The following is a 24,032-nucleotide window of genomic DNA, read 5'->3' as shown; positions in this document are numbered from 1 at the left end:
CGGATGTAGCTCAGCTGGATAGAGTACCTGGCTACGAACCAGGCGGTCGGAGGTTCGAATCCTCCCATCCGCACCATTGCTATTTTGTGTTTGAATTATTTAATGAGCGGATGTAGCTCAGCTGGATAGAGTACCTGGCTACGAACCAGGCGGTCGGAGGTTCGACTCCTCCCATCCGCACCATTAGATTATTCAAAAGCTTTACCATTTTATATATGCGGATGTAGCTCAGCTGGATAGAGTACCTGGCTACGAACCAGGCGGTCGGAGGTTCGAATCCTCCCATCCGCACCATATAAAATTCATACCAAATTATGCGGATGTAGCTCAGCTGGATAGAGTACCTGGCTACGAACCAGGCGGTCGGAGGTTCGACTCCTCCCATCCGCACCATAATTCGGAGAGGTGGCCGAGTGGCCGAAGGCGCTCCCCTGCTAAGGGAGTATGGGCTTTAACTCCCATCGAGGGTTCGAATCCCTCCCTCTCCGCCATTATTTGCATATATTGAATATGCAACTAAGCTCAAATAGCATTGAGCATGCAGTAAACGTAAAAAATTAGCGGATGTAGCTCAGCTGGATAGAGTACCTGGCTACGAACCAGGCGGTCGGAGGTTCGAATCCTCCCATCCGCACCATGATAAAGAGAATGCCCTGTAGATTACTACAGGGCATTTTTTTTACGTTTAATTTATGCTTTATGACTTGGTTGACACAGATTTATCAGTACTATCTGTTATCACTCGTTACATTGCCACATAAGCTGTTATTAACAGATAATCATAAGATCAAAACTTTCACGTTCCACCTTTCACTTTCAAGATTCTAAAGTCCCAAAACTCCTCTTATAATTTCAATCTGTTCTAGTTAACTGAACTACATAATCAATTTTTTAAAGCCACTCTCTGAAGGATTTGTTTGATTCACTAGAATAGTTCGCTGCTAATAAAGCCAATCTGGTTATAAAGTTCATAAATAGTCACCTTCTAGGGCTAAAATTGGCATATTTATGCTTTTGAGCATTCATGCACAGCATTGGGGCGATTGGTTGTTCTTATTCTTGATATCTCTTTTTATATAGAAGTGGTCATAATCTTGTCATTTTTGCGATAAAACCCTCGGAATTGAATAATGTTCAATATTACTGTGAATATTTTATAGAATTATCACATAGTGAGGTTTAATTTTATTATTTTTGGTCTGACCAATTTACAGTGTGTTGGATTAATTGTTATAAATTAGTTATATTTTTCGTCGATGAAGAATCTGATATAACTAAATTAGACAGTTTGAGCTCTTTTTTATAATCTGAAATTGGTTAATATTGATTGAATAATTATTCTATGTGGTACTTAAATGATGTGTACTGCATGAAAATGGTGCAACACTGATAGGCTATATAATTTCATCGGCTTTACGCAATCGAAATGGATCCTATGTGCAATCACTGATTGAACATTAAGACAAGAGAGGATGTATGACTTCAATATCTGAGCAGTTATTTGACGCCCTAGGCGTGATGATAATGGGGATGGGCTTAGTATTCATATTTTTGAGTATGCTAATTGTCGGTATTAAAATCGTCGCCAGATTATGCAAGTCAGAGATTCAACCTACCGTTGCCTATGCGCCAGCACCTGTCGCAGCTTCAGCAACAACACTTGATCCTAAGTTAGTAGCAGCCATTACCTCTGCTATTCATCAGTATCGTGCAAAAGATTAACAGTTTAGGAGTATTTATGAGCAAGCCTTTAGCGTTAACAGATGTAGTATTACGAGACGCCCATCAGTCTATTCTTGCAACACGCCTGCGTTTAGACGATATGTTACCTATCGCTCCTTTACTGGATAAAGTTGGTTTTTGGTCTTTAGAATCTTGGGGTGGTGCAACATTTGATTCTTGTATCCGTTATTTAGGCGAAGATCCTTGGGATCGAATTCGCGAATTGAAAAAAGTGATGCCAAATACACCACAGCAGATGCTACTGCGTGGCCAAAATTTATTAGGTTACCGTCACTATGCTGATGACGTAGTGACGCGCTTTGTTGAGCGCGCACATACAAATGGCGTTGACGTTTTCCGTGTTTTTGATGCGATGAACGATGTACGTAATCTAGAGACTGCAGTAAAAGCGGTTAAACAGGTCGGCGGTCATGCCCAAGGTACGATTTCATTTACCACTAGCCCAGTTCACACTGTTGATACTTGGGTTTCAATGGCGAAAAACCTCGAAGATTTAGGGTGTGACTCGTTATGTATTAAGGACATGGCTGGTTTACTTAAACCAATGGAAGCTTATGACCTTATTAGCCGTTTGAAATCACAAACTGATTTAACGGTATCAATGCATTGTCATGCTACAACGGGTTTAAGTACTGCAACGTACCAAAAAGCCATCGAAGCTGGTATTGATGTTCTTGATACTGCGATTTCTTCTATGAGCCAAACTTATGGTCATTCAGCAACTGAAACACTGGTGGCAATGGCAGAAGATAATGGCCGCTCAACGGGTTATGACATGGCGACCCTTGAAGAGATTGCTGCATATTTCAGAGATGTACGTAAAAAATATGCACGTTTTGAAGGTGCGCTTAAAGGCATTGATTCTCGTATCTTACGTGCACAAGTGCCAGGTGGCATGTTAACTAACATGGAAAACCAGCTTAAAGAGCAGGGCGCTGCTGACAAGATGGATGAAGTATTAGAAGAAATCCCACGAGTACGTGAAGATCTTGGCTTCTTACCTCTAGTTACACCAACCTCACAAATTGTCGGCACACAGTCAGTTATTAATGTCCTGATGGGTGAACGTTATAAAACACTCGCAAAAGAAACAGAAGGCGTATTAAAAGGTGAGTACGGCGCAACACCAGCCCCTGTTAACGCTGAACTACAAGCTAGAGTACTAAATGGCGCAGAAGCGATTACATGTCGTCCTGCCGATCTTATCGAGCCTGAACTTGAAAAACTACGTACCGAGTTAAGCGACATCGCTAAGAAAGATGGTTTTAGTTTAGCGACTGAAACTGATGACGATGTGATGACGTATGCATTATTCAACCAAATCGGCCTGCAGTTTTTATCTAACCGTGGTAATCCAGATGCATTTGAGCCAGTCCCAAGTGCTGATGATATGGCTGTACCTGCTGCGAAAACAGAGAAAGGCCCTGAAACGTACACTGTTAATGTTCAGGGGCAAAACTTTGTCGTTGAAGTGAGTGAGGGTGGCGATATAAGCCAAATTGTTCCTGCAACCACTGAAGCGGGCTCACAAGCGCCTGCACCATTAGCGCCACATGCTCCTGTCAGCAATACAATCAAAACCACGATGAATGCGCCATTATCTGGCAATATTTTCAAAGTCTTGGTTAATGATGGCGATCAAGTCAACGAAGGTGATGTCATCATCATCCTTGAAGCAATGAAAATGGAAACAGAAGTGCGTGCAGAAACTGCGGGTATCATTCGTAATATATCAGTTAAGCAAGGTGATGCAGTTACAGTTGGTTCACCACTGTTAGCATTAGCGTAGGAGATAGCATGGAAGGATTAATGGCCTTTTGGTCTGAGACGGGTATTGCTAACTTCGCACCTGATCAATTATTTATGATGGCAATTGGAGGCTTATTACTTTTCCTTGCCATTTCTAAAGGTTTTGAGCCGCTATTATTAGTACCGATTGGTTTTGGTGCCATTTTAGCGAATATTCCAAATGCAGGTTTTACCGACGAAGGTGGTTTGCTTTGGTATGCCTACCATGTGGGAATTGAAACGGGGATTTTCCCGCTATTGATTTTCATGGGCGTAGGTGCACTGACAGATTTTGGTGCATTGATTGCTAACCCGAAGACCTTGTTATTGGGTGCAGCTGCGCAGTTTGGCATTTTTGCTACCTTGCTAGGTGCGATTGCACTGAACCTAGTGCCAGGGTTTGAATTTTCCATGCAAGATGCGGCTGCTATTGCCATCATTGGCGGTGCAGATGGTCCGACAGCTATTTTCTTAGCCTCGAAGCTTGCTCCTGATTTATTAGGTGCGATTGCGGTTGCTGCATACTCATATATGGCTTTAGTACCATTAATTCAGCCACCGATTATGCGTCTATTAACCAGCGAATCAGAGCGTACCATTAAGATGGAACAGCTTCGTGAAGTCAGTAAGAAAGAAAAAATCATCTTCCCACTGATGGTGGTCGGTATGACAATTCTGTTCTTACCAGCAGCAACACCGCTAGTAGGTATGTTTTGTTTAGGTAACTTAATGCGTGAATGTGGCGTGGTTGATAGACTTTCAAGCACTGCGCAGAATGAGTTAATTAACGTTGTGACGATTTTCCTTGGTTTAGCAGTGGGCTCAAAGCTGCAAGCTGAAGAATTCCTGCGCATCGAAACTTTAGGCATTTTAGTCTTAGGCGCTGTTGCTTTCAGTATTGGTACTGCAGCAGGTGTGATGATGGCTAAATTGATGTCTAAGTTATCTGGCGGCAAGATAAACCCATTAATTGGTGCAGCGGGCGTATCTGCAGTTCCTATGGCAGCGCGTGTTGTAAACAAGGTAGGTCTTGAGGCTAATCAGCAAAACTTCTTACTGATGCACGCTATGGGGCCTAACGTTGCTGGTGTTCTAGGTAGCGCTGTAGCTGCGGGTGTATTACTTGCAGTATTAGGCTAATCGTTATCAAATGTAGCGACAAGTAAACGCGAGTCATCGAATGAAGCCACTGACTAACAGTGGCTTTTTTATTGGCTTAAAATTGTTATTGCACTGATGCATGCCATTTAAGGTGTTAGACCATCCTATCCTGCTCAAATCTATTCCACCTCGTTTCAACAAACTAAGTCTCATTAAGCCTAGTCTCAACAAACTAAGTCTCATTAAACTAAGTCTCAACAAACTAAGTCTCATTAAACTAAGTCTCAACAAACTAAGTCTCATTAAATCTAATCTCAACAAGCTAAGTCTCATTAAACCTACTCCCAACAAACTAAGTCTCATTAAACCTACTCTCAACAAGCTAAGTCTCATTAAACCTAGTCTCATTAAACCTAGTCTCATTAAACTAAGTCTCAACAAACTAAGTCTCAACAAACTAAGTCTCATTAAACTAAGTCTCAACAAACTAAGTCTCAACAAACTAAGTATCATTAAACCTAGTCTCATTAAATCTAATCTCAGCAAACTAAGTCTCATTCAACCTCATCTCATTTATTCAAAAGTGATTTTTTCGTTTCAATAAAATGTTGCACCTCTTTAGGGGGATACTTTGCCGTTCAAGTACCCATTTAGGTGCGATTGAACTTATGTTGCACTGAATTGGTATCACCCTTTATGAGTACTACCAGTGCTTAATTTGTATACCTGTTTAAAAACAGAGACTTAAAAGGTTGGCACGGTTGCTGAATAGTATTTATCAACAATTCGAATTTTCAGTAGTGCTCATAAGTCGCATTTATCGTTGGTTATTTAATCGATTGTCTGTGTTGTGAGCCTTGAAAGAGATAAATTAATTTAAGCAAAGGCGCTTAATTATTCCTTAGGGAGTAGTTGGCGCCTTTTTTGTTTTCCCTATTTCAAACTTAGTTTTTGACTTAACTTTTTTAAATTTAACAAGGATAGAAAGATGAATTGGAAAAAAGCACTTAAACATACTCTATTGGCTGTGTCGTTTACGGCAGTCGCTCCTGCTATGGCAGAGGTAGGCTTTCCTGAAAAAGAAGAGTTAACGTTCGGTTTTATCAAATTAACCGATATGGCGCCGATTGCGATTGCTTATGAAAATGGTTACTTCGAAGAAGAAGGTTTATATGTGACCATCGAAGCACAAGCTAACTGGAAGGTGCTATTAGATGGTGTTATCGATGGACGTTTAGATGGTGCACATATGTTGGCAGGGCAACCGATAGCTGCCACGATTGGTTATGGCACTAAAGCTCACATCATCACGCCTTTTTCGATGGACTTAAATGGTAATGCGATTACGGTTTCAAATGATATTTGGAGCAAGATGAAACCCAATATTGCCAAAGATAGTGAAGGGAACCCCGTTCACCCTATTAAAGCTGATGCGTTAAAACCAGTGGTAGAGGAATACACTGAAGCGGGTAAGCCATTTAAAATGGGTATGGTATTTCCTGTCTCAACTCATAACTACGAATTACGTTATTGGTTAGCAGCAGGTGGTATCCACCCTGGTTACTACGCGCCTCATAGAGGTGATACTTCAGGTCAGTTAGATGCCCAAGCATTTTTATCAGTGACGCCACCACCACAGATGCCTTCAACCCTTGAAGCGGGCACGATTTATGGTTACTGCGTGGGTGAGCCATGGAACCAACAAGCCGTGTTTAAAGGTATTGGGGTGCCAGTGGTTACCGATTACGAGATCTGGAAAAATAACCCTGAGAAAGTCTTTGGTATAACAGCTGAATTTGCAGAAAAATACCCTAACACAACAATTCGATTAACCCGTGCTCTGATCAAAGCGGCGAAATGGTTAGATGATAACAACAATGCTAACCGTCCTGCTGCAGTTAAGATTTTGTCACAGTCAAACTATGTTGGTGCCGATTACGATGTGATTGCCAATAGCATGACAGGTACCTTTGAATACGAAAAAGGTGATAAGCGTTCAGTACCTGATTTCAATGTGTTCTTCCGCTACAACGCAACTTATCCATATTACTCTGATGCGATTTGGTATTTGACTCAAATGCGCCGTTGGGGACAAATCTCAGATGACAAGCCTGATGCTTGGTACAAAGATGTTGCTGCAAAAGTTTATCGTCCTGATATCTACGCTAAAGCTGCACAGTCTCTGATTGATGATAAGACAATCGAAGCTAAGCACTTCCCAGATTTTGCAACGGAAACGGGATTTAAAAAACCACAGCAGCACTTCATTGATGACATCGTTTATGACGGTAGTGCGCCTAATGATTATTTAAGCAAATTCGCTATTGGCTTAAAGCAGGGCGACAAACTCTAGATGATGTATTCGTAAGCAAGTTGAGTCATCAACTTGCTTACGTTTAGCGCGGAGTTAAGGAACACATTATGACAACCATTACACGCTTAACCGATCGATTAATGCTCGATAAAAGTAAATTGACCTCTTTAGTCTCTTGGATGGCTCAAGCCAGTAAAGCATTGCTACTGCCTGTCATTGGCATCACGGTTTTTTTAGTGATTTGGTCAATTGCTGCAAATAGCATTAATACCTCGTTAGGTAAATTCCCCGGTCCTGTTGCCGTGGCAGAACAGTTTGGGGCTTTATATCAAGAGCATAATGCTGAAAGGGTGAAAGCCGAGGCCTTTTATGAGCGTCAAGACAAGCGAAATGCTGCACGATTAGAAGTTGACCCTAGCTATGTTGTGAAAGTCAGAGCATACACAGGTAAAGAAACCTTTGTTGACCAGATTTCTACAAGTCTAGTGACAGTGATGTCAGGCTTTATCTTGGCTGCTGCTATTGCGATTCCAATGGGAATTTGGATGGGCTTGAGTCCAACGCTAAATGCAGCACTGAATCCGATAGTGCAAATTTTTAAGCCTGTATCGCCATTAGCCTGGTTACCTTTGGTGACAATGGTTGTCAGTGCGCTGTATGTATCGCCAGATCCTATGGTGTCTAAATCGTTTATTAATTCTTTACTCACGGTCACTTTATGTAGTTTGTGGCCAATGATGATTAATACTTCTCTTGGTGTAGCCAATATTGACTCTGATTTAGTGAACGTGAGTCGTGTACTGCGTTTATCTCCGTTGACCCATGTACAGAAAATTGTGTTACCGGCTTCGATTCCACTCATCTTTACAGGTATGCGCTTATCGCTTGGCGTTGCTTGGATGGTATTGATTGCGGCAGAAATGCTGGCACAAAACCCAGGGTTAGGTAAGTTCGTTTGGGATGAGTTTCAAAATGGTAGCTCAGAGTCATTGGCACGCATTATGGCTGCCGTGGTGGTTATTGGTCTAATTGGTTTTTTACTCGACCGAGGAGTGCTGGCGTTACAACGTTGGTTCTCGTGGGATAAAACCAAGTCATGAATGAGAGGAAAATCTAATGAGCACTTTTTTAGACATAAGTAACATTGATATGGATTTCCCTACACCTAAAGGGCCATTTAAAGCACTTAAGGAAGTGAACCTTAAAATCAATAAAGGCGAGTTCGTGTCACTGATTGGTCACTCAGGTTGCGGTAAGTCTACGGTACTGAACATTGTCGCGGGTTTATACCAAGCAACCAAAGGTGGCGTGATTTTAAATAGCACAGAAGTGGCAGAACCAGGGCCAGAACGTGCCGTTGTGTTTCAGAACCACTCATTGCTGCCTTGGTTAACCTCATATCAAAATGTTGAGTTAGCCGTAAAGCAGGTGTTTAAGAATAAAAAATCCAAAGCAGAAATGAAAGATTGGATTGAATACAACTTGAAACTGGTTCATATGGACCATGCGATGCATAAGTTACCCAGCGAAATATCAGGTGGTATGAAACAACGTGTTGGTATTGCTAGAGCACTGGCAATGGAGCCTGAGGTGTTACTGATGGATGAGCCTTTTGGGGCACTTGATGCGTTAACCAGAGCCCATATGCAAGACTCGTTGATGGAGATTCAGAATGAGCTCAATAACACGGTCATTATGATCACCCATGACGTTGATGAAGCGGTGTTGCTGTCAGACAAAATTGTCATGATGACCAATGGCCCTGCGGCAACAGTAGGCGAAATTTTAGACGTAAATTTACCTCGTCCTAGAGAGCGTTTAGCACTCGCAGAGGATAAAGATTATAACCATTTAAGAGCTGAGGTACTGAAGTTCTTATACGAAAAACAACGCAAAGTTGAGAATATAAATATTAGCAATTCATCAATTAGTAATGATGAAACTGCTAATGTTGGCTAAGATTATTCTGATGGATAAGCTTTAAATACAATAAGGGAAATATGATGAGAAAGAACCAACTTGCAAGCTTAATCAATAAAAAGTTAGCCAAGTCTGCTTTGACTTTACTTGCACCTGCTTCATTGGCATTGATGGGCCAAGTACATGCAGCAGAAGCAACAACGATTGCAGAAGCGGTTACCGAGGGAAAGGTCAAGGTAGACCTTAACCTTCGTTATGAAATGGTTGAGCAAGATAACGCACTAAAAGATGCAGATGCTTTTACGCTACGTACTCGACTTACTTATGCGACAGCTGATTACTATGGTTTTAGTTCGTTAGTAGAGTTTGAAGATTCACGCGTCGTGGCTGGGGTTGATGATTACAACAACACTCTCGGTAAGAACCCTGATTATTCGGTCATTGCCGATCCAGAAACCACAGAGCTTGACCAATTCTTTTTAAAATACAATTACGAAGGTTTCACTGCTAAAGGTGGCCGTCAAGTGATTACCTTTGATAACCAACGTTTTGTTGGTCATGTAGGCTGGCGTCAAGATAGGCAGACCTTTGACGGGCTTATGCTTGAATATAAATTCAACGACGTTTTTAAAATTGATTACGGTTACATTACTCAACGTAATCGTATCTTTGCTGAAGAGAAAGATATCGATTCAAAAGATAATTTAATTAATGCTCAATTAAAAACGGGCTTCGGTACATTAAGTGCTTATGGTTACCTTCTGGAAGAAGATACCAATATTGAAAATGGTCTGGATACCTACGGTGTCCGTTTCGCGGGAAAAACCGATATTGGTGATATTAAAGTACTTTATTCTGCAGAGTACGCGACGCAAGACTCAGACACTGCAGGCCAATCTTATTCTGCTGATTATATGAGCGTTGAAGGTGGCATTGGACTTTCAGTGGTCACATTCAAAATAGGTTATGAGCTGTTAGGATCTGATGGCGGCGACTATGGTTTCTCGACTCCATTGGCAACACTGCACGGCTTTAATGGTTGGACGGACCAATTCTTAACCACACCTAAACAAGGTTTAGCTGACTTGTATGCGTCGATTGGCGGTAACGTAATCGGTGGTAAATGGGCTGTGGCTTATCATGAGTTTGATGCAGATGAATCGAGTGCGGTTGTCGATGATTTAGGCTCAGAAATTAACGCGGTGTTTAGTGTACCTTTCTATGACCACTATACTGTTGGTGTTAAGTATGCGGCTTATTCTGCAGGTGATGTGGCTGCGGGTAAAGTTGATACCGATAAAGGCTGGGTGTGGTTTAATGCCAAGTTCTAATGTTTATTTAAAACGCTACGTTTTAATGACAAAATTGTCATAAAGCAGGCAATAAAAATGGCAGATGATTTCATCTGCCATTTTTGATTTTATCGCGCTATATCAAGCTGAACTATGCTAATGCTAAAGCTTAAGCTGCTTGTTCAACGACTTTCTCATTTGAGTAAAATTGCTCTTCATCAAACTGACCTTCACTTTTACCAATAACAACAGCTGTCATCATATCGCCAGTGACATTGGTTGCAGTACGGATCATATCAATTACGCGGTCGATAGCGGCAATAAAGGCAATCCCTTCAAGCGGTAAACCCACAACACCTAGTGTTACGGTTAACATCACCATTGCACTTCCCGGCACGCCAGCAGTACCTACTGATGCTACCGTCGCTGTAACCGCAATTAACATATAGTCAGTCATGTCTAACGGAATACCGTAGATTTGAGCAATAAAGATAGCCGCAATTGCTGGGTAAATACCGCCACAACCGTCCATGTTCATGGTGGCGCCTAGTGGCAATACAAATGCGCTATAACGTTTTGATACACCCATTGATTCAGTACATTTATTACTGGCAGGCAATGTGCCAAAGCTTGATGCGGTGCTGAAAGCCACTAGTTGGGCAGGCATTGCTTTACGGAAAAACTGCATAGGGCTTAAGCGAGCTACAAACTTAATTAAACCGCCGTAAACGAAAATAATGTGAATTAATGCGGCAACGTAAATGGCTAAGATGAACTTACCAAGCGGAAGTAGAGTTGATAATCCATATTCGCCAACAACCCACGCCATTAAGCCAAATACACCAATTGGAGTCAGTTTTAACACCATACGAGTTAATTCAAACATCACTTCAGCACCCGCTGAAATGGTGTTTTTTAAAGGCGCTGCTTTTTCGCCAACGGTATTAATCGCTATACCGACTAACGCGGCAAAGACAATAATCTGGAGTACTTTACCTTCTGCTAGTGATGCAAAAGGGTTCTCGGGGATCATGTTCAGTAATACTTGAGCGAAGCCCGGAATATCTCGGTCACGCACTTCACTTGTTGCTAGCTCAATGCTGCCACCCATGTCGAATGAGCTACCAATGGCTAGGCCAATAAATGATGCGGCCGTACCTGTCAGCATAAACATGCCTAAGGTTTTGAGGCTGAGCCGCTTAAGGTTTGCTTGTGAGCCTAAAGAAGTAATGCTAACTACGATGGCACAAAATACTAACGGTGCGACCAGCATTTTAATGGCACTAATGAATAAGTCGCCTAGTGGCTTTAACATTATGGCGCTATCGCCAAGTGCGATACCTGCTAAAATACCAAATGCGAAACCCGCTAGCACTTTCTGCCAAAAAGGAATACGTTTCAAGGTTTGAAAAATCATTTCAATTCCAACTATTTATTATACTTGCTCTTTAAAGTAGGCAAGGGGATTATTATTTCAATAACCTAACACAATCACACATAAAGGCCATTGATAGTCATTGTTGATTTGTTTGTTACGAGCAAGAATACGTCGATAAGCCATATCATGTTCAGCTTATTTTAATATTGCTTAACTACAGTCTTTATCTGAACAATTTTCGAATTGTATTGAGTGTTCCAAGGTGGAACAAACCGTTTTTGATATAACTTATTCCAAAAACACAATATGTTAAATGCACTTTAAAATTCAACAACTTGCTAACTTTGTCGTCTGTATAGTTGAAAGTGTTTAAAACTCTATAGATATCATTAGGTAAAGTAAATGACTGCGTTATGGTTAATGTTTAGTGGGGCGTTTTTAGCGGCAACTTTGTTACCTGGAGGTTCAGAAGTTTTACTTGTGGCTTTGCTAACAGATGCGCCTGAAACTTGGGTATCTTTGCTGGTGGTTGCCAGCGTAGGTAATTCGTTAGGAGCGATTACAAGTTACTATTTAGGCTATTTAGGTCGATTCGCTAAGACGCCAGAGGACTTTGCCTCTAAAAAATACCAACATGGATTAAATTTAATTGAAAAATATGGCTACTGGGCATTACTCTTGTCTTGGCTACCTTTGATTGGTGATATTTTGTGTTTAATTGCAGGTTGGTTAAAGCTACCCATAGTCCCTTCTACAATCATGATTTTGATTGGCAAAACAATTCGATACTCTTTAATAGTAGCGGCCTTTATGTGGGCGTGGTAAAACGATAGTAATAGGCGTTTTACACCAAAGTATTTTATACGAATCGTATTTTATAAATAATGTCAGTGAGGCTTTTTTCAGCAATTGAATCAACAAGGTGAGATTTACTGAAACCCTATGTATTCCCTGCTGTCAGAGATGACATTAGCACATCTCACTGACCTTATATTTATTCAAGGAGAATAGAGTGAAAAAATGGATCTTAGCAGCGGCAATTTCAATCGCTATTAGTGGCTGTGCTCATGAAGCAACCACCTCTTCATCATTACCCGACGGGGTGACCTTACTTGAAACCGTTCAAGCATCAGATGCGATAGGCATCCCTTATAAAAAATACCAACTTGAAAACGGCTTAACTGTCATTCTGCATCAAGACAGCTCAGATCCTTTAGTTCATGTTGATGTGACCTATCATGTGGGCTCAGCTCGCGAAGTGGCTGGCCGCAGTGGCTTTGCACATTTATTTGAACACATGATGTTTCAAGGTTCGCAAAATGTGGGCGATGAACAACACTTTAAAGTGATCACCGAAGCAGGTGGCACCTTAAATGGCACCACTAATACCGACCGAACCAACTACTTTGAAACGGTGCCAAGCAATCAGCTAGAAAAAATGTTGTGGCTAGAGTCAGACCGAATGGGCTTTTTGTTGCCAGCGTTAACCAGCGAGAAGTTTGAAGTACAGCGTGAGACAGTTAAAAATGAACGGGCTCAGCGTATTGATAACCAGCCATATGGCCGTTTGAATGAGCGTTTCAATCAAGCAATGTTCCCAGCAGGGCACCCTTATTCTTGGCCAGTAATTGGCTGGCCAGATGATTTAGAACGTGCCACGGTTGATGATGTCAGAAACTTTTTCAAACGCTGGTATGGCCCTAACAATGCAACATTAACCATTGGCGGTGACTTTGATGAAGTGCAAACCCTTGCCATGGTGAATAAGTACTTTGGTGAATTAGCACGTGGCCCTGAAGTTAATCCCGATCCGAAGACGCCAGTGAGCCTAGATAAAACTCGTTATATCTCAATGGAAGATAAAGTGCATTTGCCACTTGTCTACATGGGATTCCCAACGGTATACGCTCGTCATCAAGATGAAGCCGCATTAGATTTATTAGCTAACATATTAGGTGGGGGTAAAACCTCATTACTCTATAAAAACCTAGTAAAAGATGGTTTTGCGGTGCAAGCCTCGGTAGGGCACCCGTGCCAAGAGTTATCTTGTCGTTTAACCTTATTTGCATTAGCTAACCCAGCTAGCGGTGCTAACCTTGCTGACCTTGAGCAAAAGATTACTGACTCTATTGCTGAATTTGAGCAACGCGGGGTGACCGATGACGATTTACAAAAAGTAAAAGTACAATTTGAGTCAGACACTATCTATGGCATGCAAAGTGTCAAAGGTAAGGTATCAACACTGGCTTATAATCAAACCTTTTTCGATAACCCGAATATGGTCGCAAGCGATCTTGAGCGATACGCCAGTGTCACGAAAGAAGACGTTATGCGCGTTTTCAACAAATATATTAAAGATAAACCGATGGTGGTGATGAGCGTTGTCCCAGAAGGTGCAAAACAGCTTATTGCAAAACCGGATAACTTTACGCCGACTATGCTACCTATTGCTGAGGAAGCGGTAACGGGCACTGAAAATGTCCGTCAAATTACCTCAAGCTTTGATCGCACAGTCATGCCGAAAGTTGGTGACGCCCCTGTACTTAAAGTACCTCAGCTTTGGACTGCATCATTAGCTAATGGTATTGAAGTCATGGGGACTGAAAGTAATGAAACCCCAACCGTTGAGTTATTAATTTATCTTGAAGGAGGAAATCGACTTCCTGAAATGGATAAAGCAGGCTTAGCTTCAATAACCGCGTCAATGCTAAACGAGTCAACTGAAAAGCGCACAACAGAAGAGTTAGCGGGCGCACTAGAAATGCTAGGTAGTCGTATTTCGTTCGGTGCATCAGCCACGCAAAGCTATATTCAAGTGTCGAGTTTGACAGAGAACCTAACGCCGACATTAGCTATTTTACAAGAAAAGTTATTTAGTCCAGCTTTTGCTGAGGCGGATTTTGAGCGCTTAAAGCAACAGGAAATTCAAGGTCTACAGCATCAAGAGTCAGATCCTAACTTTCTTGCTAGCCGTGGTTTTTCAAGCTTACTTTATGGCGATGATAGCCATTTAAGTGCTAATGCTGGTGGAACTCTTGAGACTGTATCAGGATTAACGCTTGATGATGTGAAGCAGTTTTATCAGCAGCAGTATAAAGCTGGCAATGCACAGATGGTCGTGGTGTCTGATTTAAATCAGCAAGAAATCATGCCTTCATTAGCTGTATTTGAGCAATGGCAAGGTCAAGCTAATGAGCCTATGGCATTACCACCATTGCCTAAGCTTGCTGGTGGCACCATTTATATCATTGATAAACCAGATGCTGCCCAATCAGTGATTAAAATGGGTAAACGTGCTTTACCTTATGATGCTACTGGTAATTACTTCAAAGCATTCTTAATGAATTATCCATTGGGCGGCGCGTTTAATAGTCGGATTAACTTAAATCTTCGTGAAGATAAAGGTTATACCTACGGCGCGCGTACTGGCTTTAATGGTAATGACTTAACTGGACGTTTTGAAGCTTCTGCAAGTGTGAGAAGTGATGTGACAGCGGAGTCAGTAACTGAATTTATTAATGAAATAAAGCAGTTCCAAAAAGACGGTATGACGGAAGAAGAGTTGGCATTTATGCGCAGTTCGATTTCTCAAGGTAAAGCATTAGACTATGAAACGCCATATCAAAAAGCAGGGTTTATGCGCATTATTCAGCGTTACAAACTGGCCGATGATTTTACTGAACAGCAAGCTGACATTGTTGAAAACATCACAGCGAAAGAGCTAAATAAGCTTGCGGCTGAACAGCTTAAATTATCTGAGATGATTATTGTCATTGTGGGTGATAAACAAGCTATTTCACCAAAGCTTGAAGCATTGGGCTATCCTATTAAGGTGATTAAATAAGTTTAGCTATTGCTTTTGAAGTTATAGACCCTATATAGCCTATATAGGGTCTGATACAATGAATAAAAACTAATAACGGTGACAATAAAAATGTTACCGTTTTTTCTTTATTAGGCGCTAAAATGTGATTAATTTCATTAATTGTATTTATTTATACAGTTTGGGAAATTATCTCGTCTAATATCGGGTCTAGCAGTTTGAACGTCGTGGATGTGAGCGGCTAATACGAGCAACAATAAGAGAACAGCAAATTGAATTCATTCAATGAAACAATCGATCTTCTTTCTAACGGCGAAGGCCGTGAATCTTTACTTGGCATGCTACGTGGTATTGAACGTGAAGCATTACGTATCGATGACTCAGGTCAATTAGCAAAAGATGGCCACCCAGAAAAGCTAGGTTCTGCATTAACCCATTCTCGTATTACCACTGATTACAGTGAGTCATTGCTTGAGTTTATTACTCCTGTTAATACCAATATTGATACCTTATTAGAAGGCTTGACTCAAACTCATGCCTATAGCGTAAAAAACATGAATGGCCAGTCGCTATGGCCTGTGAGTATGCCGTGTTATGTGGGGGATGAAAAAGATATTCCGATTGCACGTTATGGCAGCTCAAATAACGGTAAAATGAAAACCTTATACCGTAAAGGTTTAACCCATAGATATGGCCCACTGATGCAGATTATTGCAGGGGTACATTTTAACTTTTCAGTATCAGAAAAGTTATGGGATAGCTTGTATGAGAACAGTGATAAAAGCTTAACGCGTCAAGATTTTATCTCAGAGTCTTACTTTGGCATGATCCGTAATTATCGCCGCCTGGTTTGGGTGTTGCCTTACTTTTTTGGTTCATCACCTGCGCTTTGTAGTTCTTTCATTAAAGGTCAGTCTACTGAGTTCGACTTTAAAACAACGGGTAAAGGCACCTTATACCTACCGTATGCAACCTCATTGCGTATGAGTGATTTAGGTTACACCAACCAAGAACAAGAACAGCTTAATATTAGCTACAACTCACTACCTGAGTATTTAAATGGTGTAGGTGAAGCCATCAGAATGCCTTCAGAAAGCTTTGCCAAAATTGGTGTCAAAGTGGATGGCGAATATCGCCAACTTAACAGCAATGTATTGCAAATCGAGAATGAATTTTACTCGCCTATTCGTGCTAAACGTGTGGCTAAGTCTGGCGAAAAACCTTCAGAGGCTTTGGCTAGAGCTGGGGTTGAATATATTGAAGTGCGTGCACTTGATGTTAACCCGTATAGCCCAATCGGGATTGATGCTAGTCAGGTCAAGTTCCTCGATTTATTCTTGCTGTATTGCTTGTTGTTGTCTTCAGAAAAAACCGATGCATCGGCTGAAGCTGAAATTGCTGCAAACCTTAAGGCGGTTGTGCTTGAAGGTCGTAAACCTGGCTTAGCATTGAGCCGTAATGGTCAACAAGTTGCCTTGAATGAGTGGTTAAATGATATTTTTGAGCCCATGACAAGAATTGCTAAATTACTTGATGGCGAAGGCACACAATACCAAGATGCGTTAACGCAGTGGCATGCGGCGATTAACGATCCAAGCAAAACAATCTCTGGTCGTGTAATTGACGATGTGGTTAATCAAGGTATTGACCATGGCGTTTGGGTGAAACAATTATCTCAGCAATATCATGAGTATTTAACTAATTACCCATTGTCAGAATCGACTATGGCAGAGTATGAAGCAGAAGCTGCAGCATCTCTACAGCAACAAAAAGACGTTGAAACCCAACATTCTGTAGGATTTGATGAGTTTTTGGCTGACTACTTTGCTGATTTAGCTGAACCTGCAACAGCAGTGAATCAATGAGAAACATTGCGTTACTAGCGATATCGGTTGTGTTGCTGCAAGGCTGCGCAACGTCTACTGAAGATGAACTGATTTGTGGTTCAGTGGCGAGTTATATTACGCCACCAGTCACAGACAGTTTATATCGTGTCGTGGTAACGCACCTTAACGGTAAACCAGTTATTTCACGTCCATATTATAAGTTACCAGCGGGTGAACATCAGTTTACTGTTGCTGAGTTAATTGAATCGCCGGAACTGAAAGTTAAATTAGCTGCTCGACAAACTAAAACTATCTTGGTTGAGGTTGAACGAGAGCAGCGTTATCACTTAGCCGCTGAATTTAAACTAGATAAAGTTTACAACGGATTAAATACAGATTATTGGCAACCAGTTGTCTGGAAAAAAGAATCTTATGAGTGTGCGTTTGCCAACCCAATGGAGTAAGCTTGCGCGAATTTTCTATTCGTACACTTTCTATTCGTACACCATTCTAAACCGTTCTAAACCGTTCTAAACCATTCATTTGAACTGTAACCGCGTCGCCTTATGCTCAAGTAAGGCTTATGGCTAATTTTCTGGTAAACCCGATTGCATCTGTACTTCATAGATGTGAAAATCTAGCCCAATGATTGAGTTTGTATTCCGTTGATTTAAGGGCTTTTATGAAGTGGTTTTTCCGTGCTTTTAGCACCGTTATTCTTCTGCAACTTGCAGGCTGCGCTACACCACCGCCTAAAGAACCTGATAATTTATGTTCTATATTCCAAGAGAATCGCTCTTGGTATAAAGCCGCAGTCAATACCCGTGATAAATGGGGAGTACCTGTGCATGTCCCGTTAGCCATGATGTATCAAGAAAGTTCGTTTAAGCATAATGCCGCGCCGCCAATGGAATACTTTTTAGGTTTTATCCCAACAGGCCGAGCCAGTGATGCTTATGGTTATGCTCAAGCTAAAACCATGACTTGGGATGATTACGTGCGTGAAACAGGGAACTCTTGGTCGAGCCGCAGTAACTTTGATGACGCGATGGACTTTATGGGATGGTTTATTTACAAAACCCATAAAATTAATGGCGTTTCAAAATGGGATGCCAAGAATCAATATTTGAATTACCACGAAGGTTGGGGCGGTTATAAACGTGGCACTTATAAGGCTAAAGCTTGGTTAGGGCCTGTGGCTGATCGTGTTGACGCCCGTTCTAAAACCTATGCTCAACAATACCGAACCTGTAAAGAGGATTTAGATTCTTCATGGTTATGGCGTTTGTTTTTCGGTTAAGCTGAGCGTAACAACTTGCCCCGCATTGTCGGGGCTTTTTTATGTCATTAATTTATGATTCTATTCAGAATAACACTAAACTTTCCTGACTATCTTCCGATAACAAATGTAGATATTGTGTTAATTTAGTGCTGTTGAACACGCTATTAACTCAAAGATGAACCCTAAAAACCATAATAAGAACTGTTAGATTCGTATCATAAAAATTGTTTTCGGAACTCTATATGCAAAACCATAATGATAATAAATTGCAGACGAAATTACTTTTACCATTAATTTCGTTAGTGCTGCTGGCCATTGTTGTATCTCTGTTTTCACCCGCACAAGTCTCAAAAACTTATCTTGTTTGTCTATTAATCAGTTTAGGGTTAGCGCAATTAATCCTCGGTGTGTATTTGTTTAAACAGCAAATACAAAAACGATTAAATGATTTAAGCCATTATCTTAGTTTGGTTATCAGTACCGAAACGGCGCCCGATAAACCAATTAAAGATCATGGTGATGATCAAATTGCTCATATTACTAATAGTCTCAGTGAGTTCATTGAAGACTTAAAGTCGGTAATTGATAATATTCGCAGTGATGCCAACGACGTAAAAGAAGGCTCTTATGAGCTTGCTTCGCAAATGGGGGCTGCTGAGTCTTCGGTCAACAAAAGCACCGATGAGAACGAGCAAATTACCGCATCGCTCACTGAAATCATGCTCACAGCCGATGAGCTGTCAAATAATGCTGATGAACTTAAGTCCACCTCAGTTCAAGTTACAGAGCTATTAGCGCAAGGTTCAGATGATGCGCAAAATAATCAAAACTCAATGACCACATTTGCTAACGGTATTGAAAGTATGGTCTCTGATTTAGATCTACTGAACAGTGATAGCCAAAAAATCGGTAATGTACTAGAAGTGATTAAAAGCATTGCAGAGCAAACTAATTTGTTAGCGCTTAATGCGGCCATTGAGGCAGCACGGGCTGGCGAGCAAGGGCGTGGTTTTGCTGTGGTTGCCGACGAGGTTCGAGCATTGGCACATCGTACTCAAGAATCGACCGTTGAGATCCAATCCATTGTACTTGAGTTGCAGGCTAAAGCCGGTAATGCTGTAAATGCTATTGGTGAAAGCCAACGGGTTACCCAAGAAAGTTTAATGCAATGTCAGCGTGTGACTCAGGCATTTGCTGATATTGGAAGGGCATTTCAGCAGTTAGATACGGTTGCCGGTAACATGACTTACAGTATTCAAGGCCAGCAAACTTCAACAGGGAGTATTAATACCCGTGCAATTGAAATCTCTCGCTTAAGTCATGAAGTGCAATTAAACCTTGAGGCCATTTCAAATAGAGCGAAGCAGCAAAAAGCCAGCTCAGAAAACTTGGAGCAAGTTCTCACAAGAGTGTGCATCTAGTCGGTTTGACGGATTCATAAAAAAAGGAGCCCTAGGCTCCTTTTTTTGTGCAAAATATTAAGTCAATTCTAGCGACTAAACTCGTCTAAAATCCATGCTAATGGCGCCTGATATTGCTGTGGCATCCATTGCTGCAATTGGCCAATACTGTCATTAACCATATCGTTACTGTGTGCTGAAAGATTAAGATGTCCTACCTTGCGGCCAACTCGCACTTCTTTGTTATACCAAAATAACTCTGCATTAGGCAGGCTTAACCAGCGGTCATCTTTATCGACACCAATTAAGTTAACCATGACACACTGGAAGTTAACTTGTGGCTTATGGATAGGTAATCCACACAGTGCACGAAGGTGTAATTCAAATTGGTTAATGTGGCAACCTGATTGAGTCCAATGCCCAGAATTATGAACGCGAGGAGCAAGTTCGTTAACGAGCAGTTTATCACCGACTCTGAAACACTCCATCGCCATCACACCCACATATTCAAGCTCGTCCATAACACTGGTCAGCATTGCTTCAGCTTGTGGTTGCAGATGGTCGAGACGAGTTAACGGTGCAATAGAGGCCATTAAAATGCCGTCTTGATGCAAGTTAAGTGTGAGTGGGTAAAAAACACATTCGCCAGTTTGGGTTCTCACACCAACAATCGATACTTCTTCATCAAAGTTGATGGCTTGCTCTGCAATGGCTTCGTTACGCCAGTCAGCAGGAATGTCAGTTGCTTCAGCTTGTTTTAGCCAATGTTGACCTTTGCCATCATAACCACCAGTACGGCGCTTTAATAAAACCCGATCACCGTATTGCTGATGTAATGCCTCAGTTTGAGTGTTGTCATCGACCAATTCCCAAGGAGAAGTCGGCACTGATAACTCATCTAATAGGCTTTTTTGAGTAAAGCGATCTGCTAAACGGCCAAATACATGGCCATTAATAAAATGCGGGTGTTCGCTTAACTGTAAACTTAAGCTTGATTCAGGCCATTGTTCACGTTCAGCTGTAATGATATCAGTACCCTGTAGCGGTAAACGCTCATCTGATGGCGTCATGATATCCACTGGGCGAACATTAATCGCTAGTGGCTGGCCTGCATGAGATAACATCGCGCCTAATTGGCCATCGCCTAATACCCAAACATTGTGTTGTTTTGCTGGTGTTTGCGTGTTTGACTGAGAGTCCTGCTTAGACATTAAGCTTCCCTCGGATCTGGATTATCAAGAATAGTATTAGTTTGATCTTCGCGGAATGCATCTAAACGAGCTGCAAGTTCAGCATCGGTAACTGCCAAGATTTGGCTTGCTAATAAACCTGCATTGAACGCACCAGCTGTGCCAATAGCTAACGTACCAACAGCAATACCTTTTGGCATTTGTACTATTGAAAGCAAGCTGTCCATACCTGAAAGGGCTTTACTTTGCACAGGGACACCTAGCACAGGTAAGCGAGTTTTTGACGCTATCATACCTGGTAAATGTGCTGCACCACCGGCACCACCAATAATGACTTTATAGCCTTTATCTGCAGCGGTACTAGCAAAATCCATTAGTTTGTCAGGAGTGCGATGCGCTGAGACAACTTCAACATGATATGGCACCTGAAGCTTATCCATAATTTCTGCGGCGGCTTCCATGGTCGGCCAATCACTCTTAGATCCCATTACTACGGCAACAAGGGCTTGCATGATAACTCCTTAACACACTTATATTATTAGGTTATTTTTACTTTTATCCTGTGTAGGGCACAGGGTTTATAACTTGCTGAAAGCTAGCTATAAAAAAGGGGCTAGATAATATCATGTTGGCTTTATTTTGGCTGCTTTTCAGTGTTTTCTGCGGCTGAAACTCAGTTTCTGATTGCGAATGCTAAAACTCTCCTCTAATGTTAACCACATAGGCTTTAAACTCGGAGGCAATCTATGGCATTCCAAAGGTTAAAGACTAAGGGACTAGTTTTTTACATTACATTGTTTTTTATTATTATAAATCAACCTTCTTACGCAACTGTACAGGCTGTTATGTTGACGGAAGTAGATGAGACGATTGTGTCTATTGCTGGTAATGAAGAAATGGAAGTACTTTCTTTACTCACTGAATTTAGTGATAACCAGCTGTCGTTTGAACAGCAGCAAGTCAGTATGACTCGTGGTTGGTTAGAGCTGTCTAAACAGCAAAATAGTTGCATGTTTAATAAGATTAAAACCCCCGAACGACTTGAAGTTGCAAGCTTTTCACATTACCCCATCAGTATTTACCCACCATTGAGATTAATCGTGCTCGCTAAAAATCAGCAGATTTTTGCACAGCAATTAGATTTAGCCAATATGCCCGCAAACACACAGGCGCAGATAGGTGTAGTTAAAGACAGAGCCTATGGCGAGTACATTGATCAACAAATAACTAAAAGACCTCATGAATTTTATGTTCGTGGTGGTGTTAGCTCCTCCAATAAGTTAATTGAGATGCTCAAGGCTGAAAGGGTACTTGGAGTGATTGAATATAGTGAAGTGGTGGATGCTTATTTACGTGAATACAACAAATCTCTTGATTATATTTCGATACCTATTCGCCACGTTGAACAGCCTATTTATGGCTATATTGCCTGCTCTAAAGGTGATAAAGGCGATAAGATAACCGCTGAAATTGATCGCATTATGGCGCAGCAAAGCTTTCAAGAAGCGTTTATTAGAATGCATGATGATTATTTTGGTGAGGCTGAGAAAGCCATTTTAATCCCAGAACTGGAATTACTCTTTAATCTCAGGTGAACTGAAAAAGATTAAAATAAATAACCCTTTTTGATTTTTGTTACGTTATTACTAATAAGGTTGGTATCAATCAACGTTTTGGTAATGAGGCTTAATATGACAAAGCAAAATCGAAATGGGTTCAAACATCAATGTTACCTCGCGACTTTAACCGCGATGTTAGCGACTTCAATGTGCGTCAACGCTGAAGAAATTCAGCAAATCGCTAAAAGTGAAAAAGTACAAGCCGTTAGTACTGTTCCTATTTCATTACCTAAGAAGCCTTCTTACCCACCGGTTAAACCAGGCTATTACCAAGGTAACTTAACCCTCAGCGGTCATGGCGGAAATATGGTGACAGGCGAAACCCCTGTGTCACGATTTAGTTTTATGTCAAACCGTGATGACTATGAATTATTAACCCAAGCGGTGAATAAAAATACCTTACCAGAACGCAATCAAGTGTCGAGTCATCAGTTAATTAATCGCTTTGATTATCAATTTCCCCACAATGTTAATGATGTCGTGCTCTTATCCAATAACTATGTGTTGGCAACAGAACTTGCACCATCCCCTTATAACCGTGATACAGAATTATTGTTAATCAGTATTGAGTTAACTAAAGAGGCCAGTGATAAAGCGGCACTTGGCTTTAATTGGTTACTAGCGACGGTTAACTTTAACCCAAGACTCGTGTCAGAATATCGTTTGGTAGGCTTTGAAAATGCGCATCAAACCTCATCGCACCCAAGAACAATGAAGCTCAGTTATCGTCGCCAGTATGTGGCGCTTTATGAACTTAGATTTAATGAATCTATTGAAAATCAGCCCAATAACTCTATTAATGATTCTATCAATAACTCTATCAACCACTTGAACAATGATTCAATCATTAACAAATACAGTGCCAATGAGTTAGCCACGTTATCCTTGTCCGATGCACGCTCGACATCAGGGCAACAATTAATCAAGCCGCAGCCTATTGATATTCATCAGCAGCAGAAGTTTTTTGAACACACGAGTAACGAATTTAGATTCGCAGCAGCAGTCGCAGGCTTAGGGCAGTTAATGAACATGAATAATTATGTGCATGACTTCGATTACCAACAACTGATTGAAATTGCTGAAGGTTCAAAAGGTGAAGATTTCGATGGTGAACGCACAGAGTTCATTGCGATAGCCAAGTCTGTAGCCGTTATTGCCTCAGACAGTAAATTGAGGGATGCGCGCAGTAAAAAGCAGGTGGTACCGCCACATGAGCGGGAGCCCTATCCAATGCCGTATCCAATAAAATCTAAACATGCCGGTGAGCTACCTGAGGGAAAGCAAAAATTGATATTGCCTGTAAAGCCAGTTCTTGAACCTGTTCCTAAGCCTTTGCCGGTAAATAATCATATTTAG

Annotated in this window: 18 protein-coding genes and 5 tRNA genes; 20 read left to right on the top strand and 3 right to left on the bottom strand. The window is 41.3% G+C overall.

Annotated features, from left to right (window positions below):
• Window positions 1-106 precede the first annotated feature (106 nt).
• The 12 genes from Q4600_RS17635 to Q4600_RS17580 all read left to right on the top strand — a co-directional run bounded on the left by Q4600_RS17635 (window position 107) and on the right by Q4600_RS17580 (window position 10,197).
• Window positions 107-183, top strand: a tRNA-Arg gene (locus Q4600_RS17635).
• 34 nt (window positions 184-217) lie between these two features.
• Window positions 218-294 (top strand) — tRNA-Arg (locus Q4600_RS17630).
• Between the two features lie 22 nt (window positions 295-316).
• Window positions 317-393: transfer RNA gene (locus Q4600_RS17625), tRNA-Arg, on the top strand.
• Window positions 394-399: 6 nt separating this feature from the next.
• Window positions 400-491 (top strand) — tRNA-Ser (locus tag Q4600_RS17620).
• A gap of 69 nt (window positions 492-560) precedes the next feature.
• Window positions 561-637: transfer RNA gene (locus Q4600_RS17615), tRNA-Arg, on the top strand.
• An 839-nt stretch (window positions 638-1,476) separates the two neighbouring features.
• Window positions 1,477-1,722 carry an OadG family protein gene (locus tag Q4600_RS17610; protein ID WP_102529597.1) on the top strand — a complete coding sequence of 82 codons (246 nt, stop codon included), beginning with the start codon at window positions 1,477-1,479 and terminating at the stop codon, window positions 1,720-1,722.
• Between the two features lie 16 nt (window positions 1,723-1,738).
• Window positions 1,739-3,532: a sodium-extruding oxaloacetate decarboxylase subunit alpha gene (gene oadA, locus Q4600_RS17605; protein WP_102529596.1), complete on the top strand. Its 1,794-nt coding sequence runs from the start codon at window positions 1,739-1,741 to the stop codon at window positions 3,530-3,532.
• A gap of 8 nt (window positions 3,533-3,540) precedes the next feature.
• On the top strand, window positions 3,541-4,671 hold the full coding sequence (locus Q4600_RS17600) for a sodium ion-translocating decarboxylase subunit beta (protein ID WP_102529595.1): 1,131 nt from the start codon (window positions 3,541-3,543) through the stop codon (window positions 4,669-4,671).
• A 1,015-nt stretch (window positions 4,672-5,686) separates the two neighbouring features.
• Window positions 5,687-6,985 (top strand): CmpA/NrtA family ABC transporter substrate-binding protein, encoded by a 1,299-nt coding sequence (locus tag Q4600_RS17595; RefSeq protein ID WP_303517372.1) that lies wholly within the window; start codon window positions 5,687-5,689, stop codon window positions 6,983-6,985.
• A 140-nt stretch (window positions 6,986-7,125) separates the two neighbouring features.
• Window positions 7,126-8,046 (top strand): ABC transporter permease, encoded by a 921-nt coding sequence (locus tag Q4600_RS17590; protein ID WP_241906340.1) that lies wholly within the window; start codon window positions 7,126-7,128, stop codon window positions 8,044-8,046.
• A gap of 16 nt (window positions 8,047-8,062) precedes the next feature.
• On the top strand, window positions 8,063-8,905 hold the full coding sequence (locus Q4600_RS17585; protein ID WP_102526511.1) for an ABC transporter ATP-binding protein: 843 nt from the start codon (window positions 8,063-8,065) through the stop codon (window positions 8,903-8,905).
• Window positions 8,906-9,036: 131 nt separating this feature from the next.
• On the top strand, window positions 9,037-10,197 hold the full coding sequence (locus tag Q4600_RS17580) for an alginate export family protein (RefSeq protein WP_248955116.1): 1,161 nt from the start codon (window positions 9,037-9,039) through the stop codon (window positions 10,195-10,197).
• Window positions 10,198-10,327: 130 nt separating this feature from the next.
• Here the strand turns inward: Q4600_RS17580 and Q4600_RS17575 are convergent, their stop codons facing one another.
• Window positions 10,328-11,575, bottom strand: a complete 1,248-nt coding sequence (locus Q4600_RS17575; RefSeq protein ID WP_303517362.1) for a dicarboxylate/amino acid:cation symporter — start codon at window positions 11,573-11,575, stop codon at window positions 10,328-10,330.
• 363 nt (window positions 11,576-11,938) lie between these two features.
• Here Q4600_RS17575 and Q4600_RS17570 point away from each other — a divergent pair, with 363 nt between their 5' ends.
• From Q4600_RS17570 to Q4600_RS17545, 6 genes are all read left to right on the top strand, one after another.
• Window positions 11,939-12,361 carry a YqaA family protein gene (locus tag Q4600_RS17570; RefSeq protein WP_102526508.1) on the top strand — a complete coding sequence of 141 codons (423 nt, stop codon included), beginning with the start codon at window positions 11,939-11,941 and terminating at the stop codon, window positions 12,359-12,361.
• Window positions 12,362-12,548: 187 nt separating this feature from the next.
• Window positions 12,549-15,380 carry a pitrilysin family protein gene (locus Q4600_RS17565; protein ID WP_303517358.1) on the top strand — a complete coding sequence of 944 codons (2,832 nt, stop codon included), beginning with the start codon at window positions 12,549-12,551 and terminating at the stop codon, window positions 15,378-15,380.
• Between the two features lie 251 nt (window positions 15,381-15,631).
• The gene (gshA, locus tag Q4600_RS17560) at window positions 15,632-17,224 is read left to right on the top strand and encodes a glutamate--cysteine ligase (protein ID WP_303517356.1); all 1,593 of its coding nucleotides are present in this window, start codon (window positions 15,632-15,634) and stop codon (window positions 17,222-17,224) included.
• Window positions 17,221-17,649, top strand: a complete 429-nt coding sequence (locus tag Q4600_RS17555) for a hypothetical protein (protein ID WP_248954965.1) — start codon at window positions 17,221-17,223, stop codon at window positions 17,647-17,649. The genes gshA and Q4600_RS17555 overlap by 4 nt, the downstream gene beginning before the upstream one ends.
• A 218-nt stretch (window positions 17,650-17,867) precedes the next feature.
• Window positions 17,868-18,485 carry a hypothetical protein gene (locus Q4600_RS17550; protein WP_102526504.1) on the top strand — a complete coding sequence of 206 codons (618 nt, stop codon included), beginning with the start codon at window positions 17,868-17,870 and terminating at the stop codon, window positions 18,483-18,485.
• Between the two features lie 224 nt (window positions 18,486-18,709).
• Window positions 18,710-19,888, top strand: a complete 1,179-nt coding sequence (locus Q4600_RS17545; RefSeq protein WP_303517354.1) for a methyl-accepting chemotaxis protein — start codon at window positions 18,710-18,712, stop codon at window positions 19,886-19,888.
• Window positions 19,889-19,956: 68 nt separating this feature from the next.
• Here the strand turns inward: Q4600_RS17545 and purK are convergent, their stop codons facing one another.
• Together purK and purE are read right to left on the bottom strand one after the other, a co-directional pair.
• Window positions 19,957-21,078 (bottom strand): 5-(carboxyamino)imidazole ribonucleotide synthase, encoded by a 1,122-nt coding sequence (purK, locus tag Q4600_RS17540; protein WP_102526502.1) that lies wholly within the window; start codon window positions 21,076-21,078, stop codon window positions 19,957-19,959.
• Window positions 21,078-21,569, bottom strand: coding sequence for a 5-(carboxyamino)imidazole ribonucleotide mutase (gene purE / locus Q4600_RS17535; RefSeq protein WP_102526501.1), 492 nt, complete (start codon window positions 21,567-21,569; stop codon window positions 21,078-21,080). Before purE ends, purK begins: the two co-directional genes overlap by 1 nt.
• Window positions 21,570-21,902: 333 nt before the next feature.
• On the opposite strand from purE, the gene Q4600_RS17530 reads away from it, so the two are divergent.
• Together Q4600_RS17530 and Q4600_RS17525 are read left to right on the top strand one after the other, a co-directional pair.
• Window positions 21,903-22,652 carry a transporter substrate-binding domain-containing protein gene (locus Q4600_RS17530; RefSeq protein ID WP_303517352.1) on the top strand — a complete coding sequence of 250 codons (750 nt, stop codon included), beginning with the start codon at window positions 21,903-21,905 and terminating at the stop codon, window positions 22,650-22,652.
• 96 nt (window positions 22,653-22,748) lie between these two features.
• Entirely contained in the window at window positions 22,749-24,032 is a 1,284-nt protein-coding gene (locus Q4600_RS17525; RefSeq protein WP_303517351.1) for a von Willebrand factor type A domain-containing protein, read from the top strand.

This window comes from Shewanella sp. 2_MG-2023 (assembly GCF_030548905.1).
In the GTDB taxonomy this organism is placed as follows: Bacteria; Pseudomonadota; Gammaproteobacteria; order Enterobacterales; family Shewanellaceae; genus Shewanella; species Shewanella electrodiphila.
Note: the sequence above shows the minus strand (reverse complement) of the source record. Positions and strands in the feature narration are given on the sequence as shown.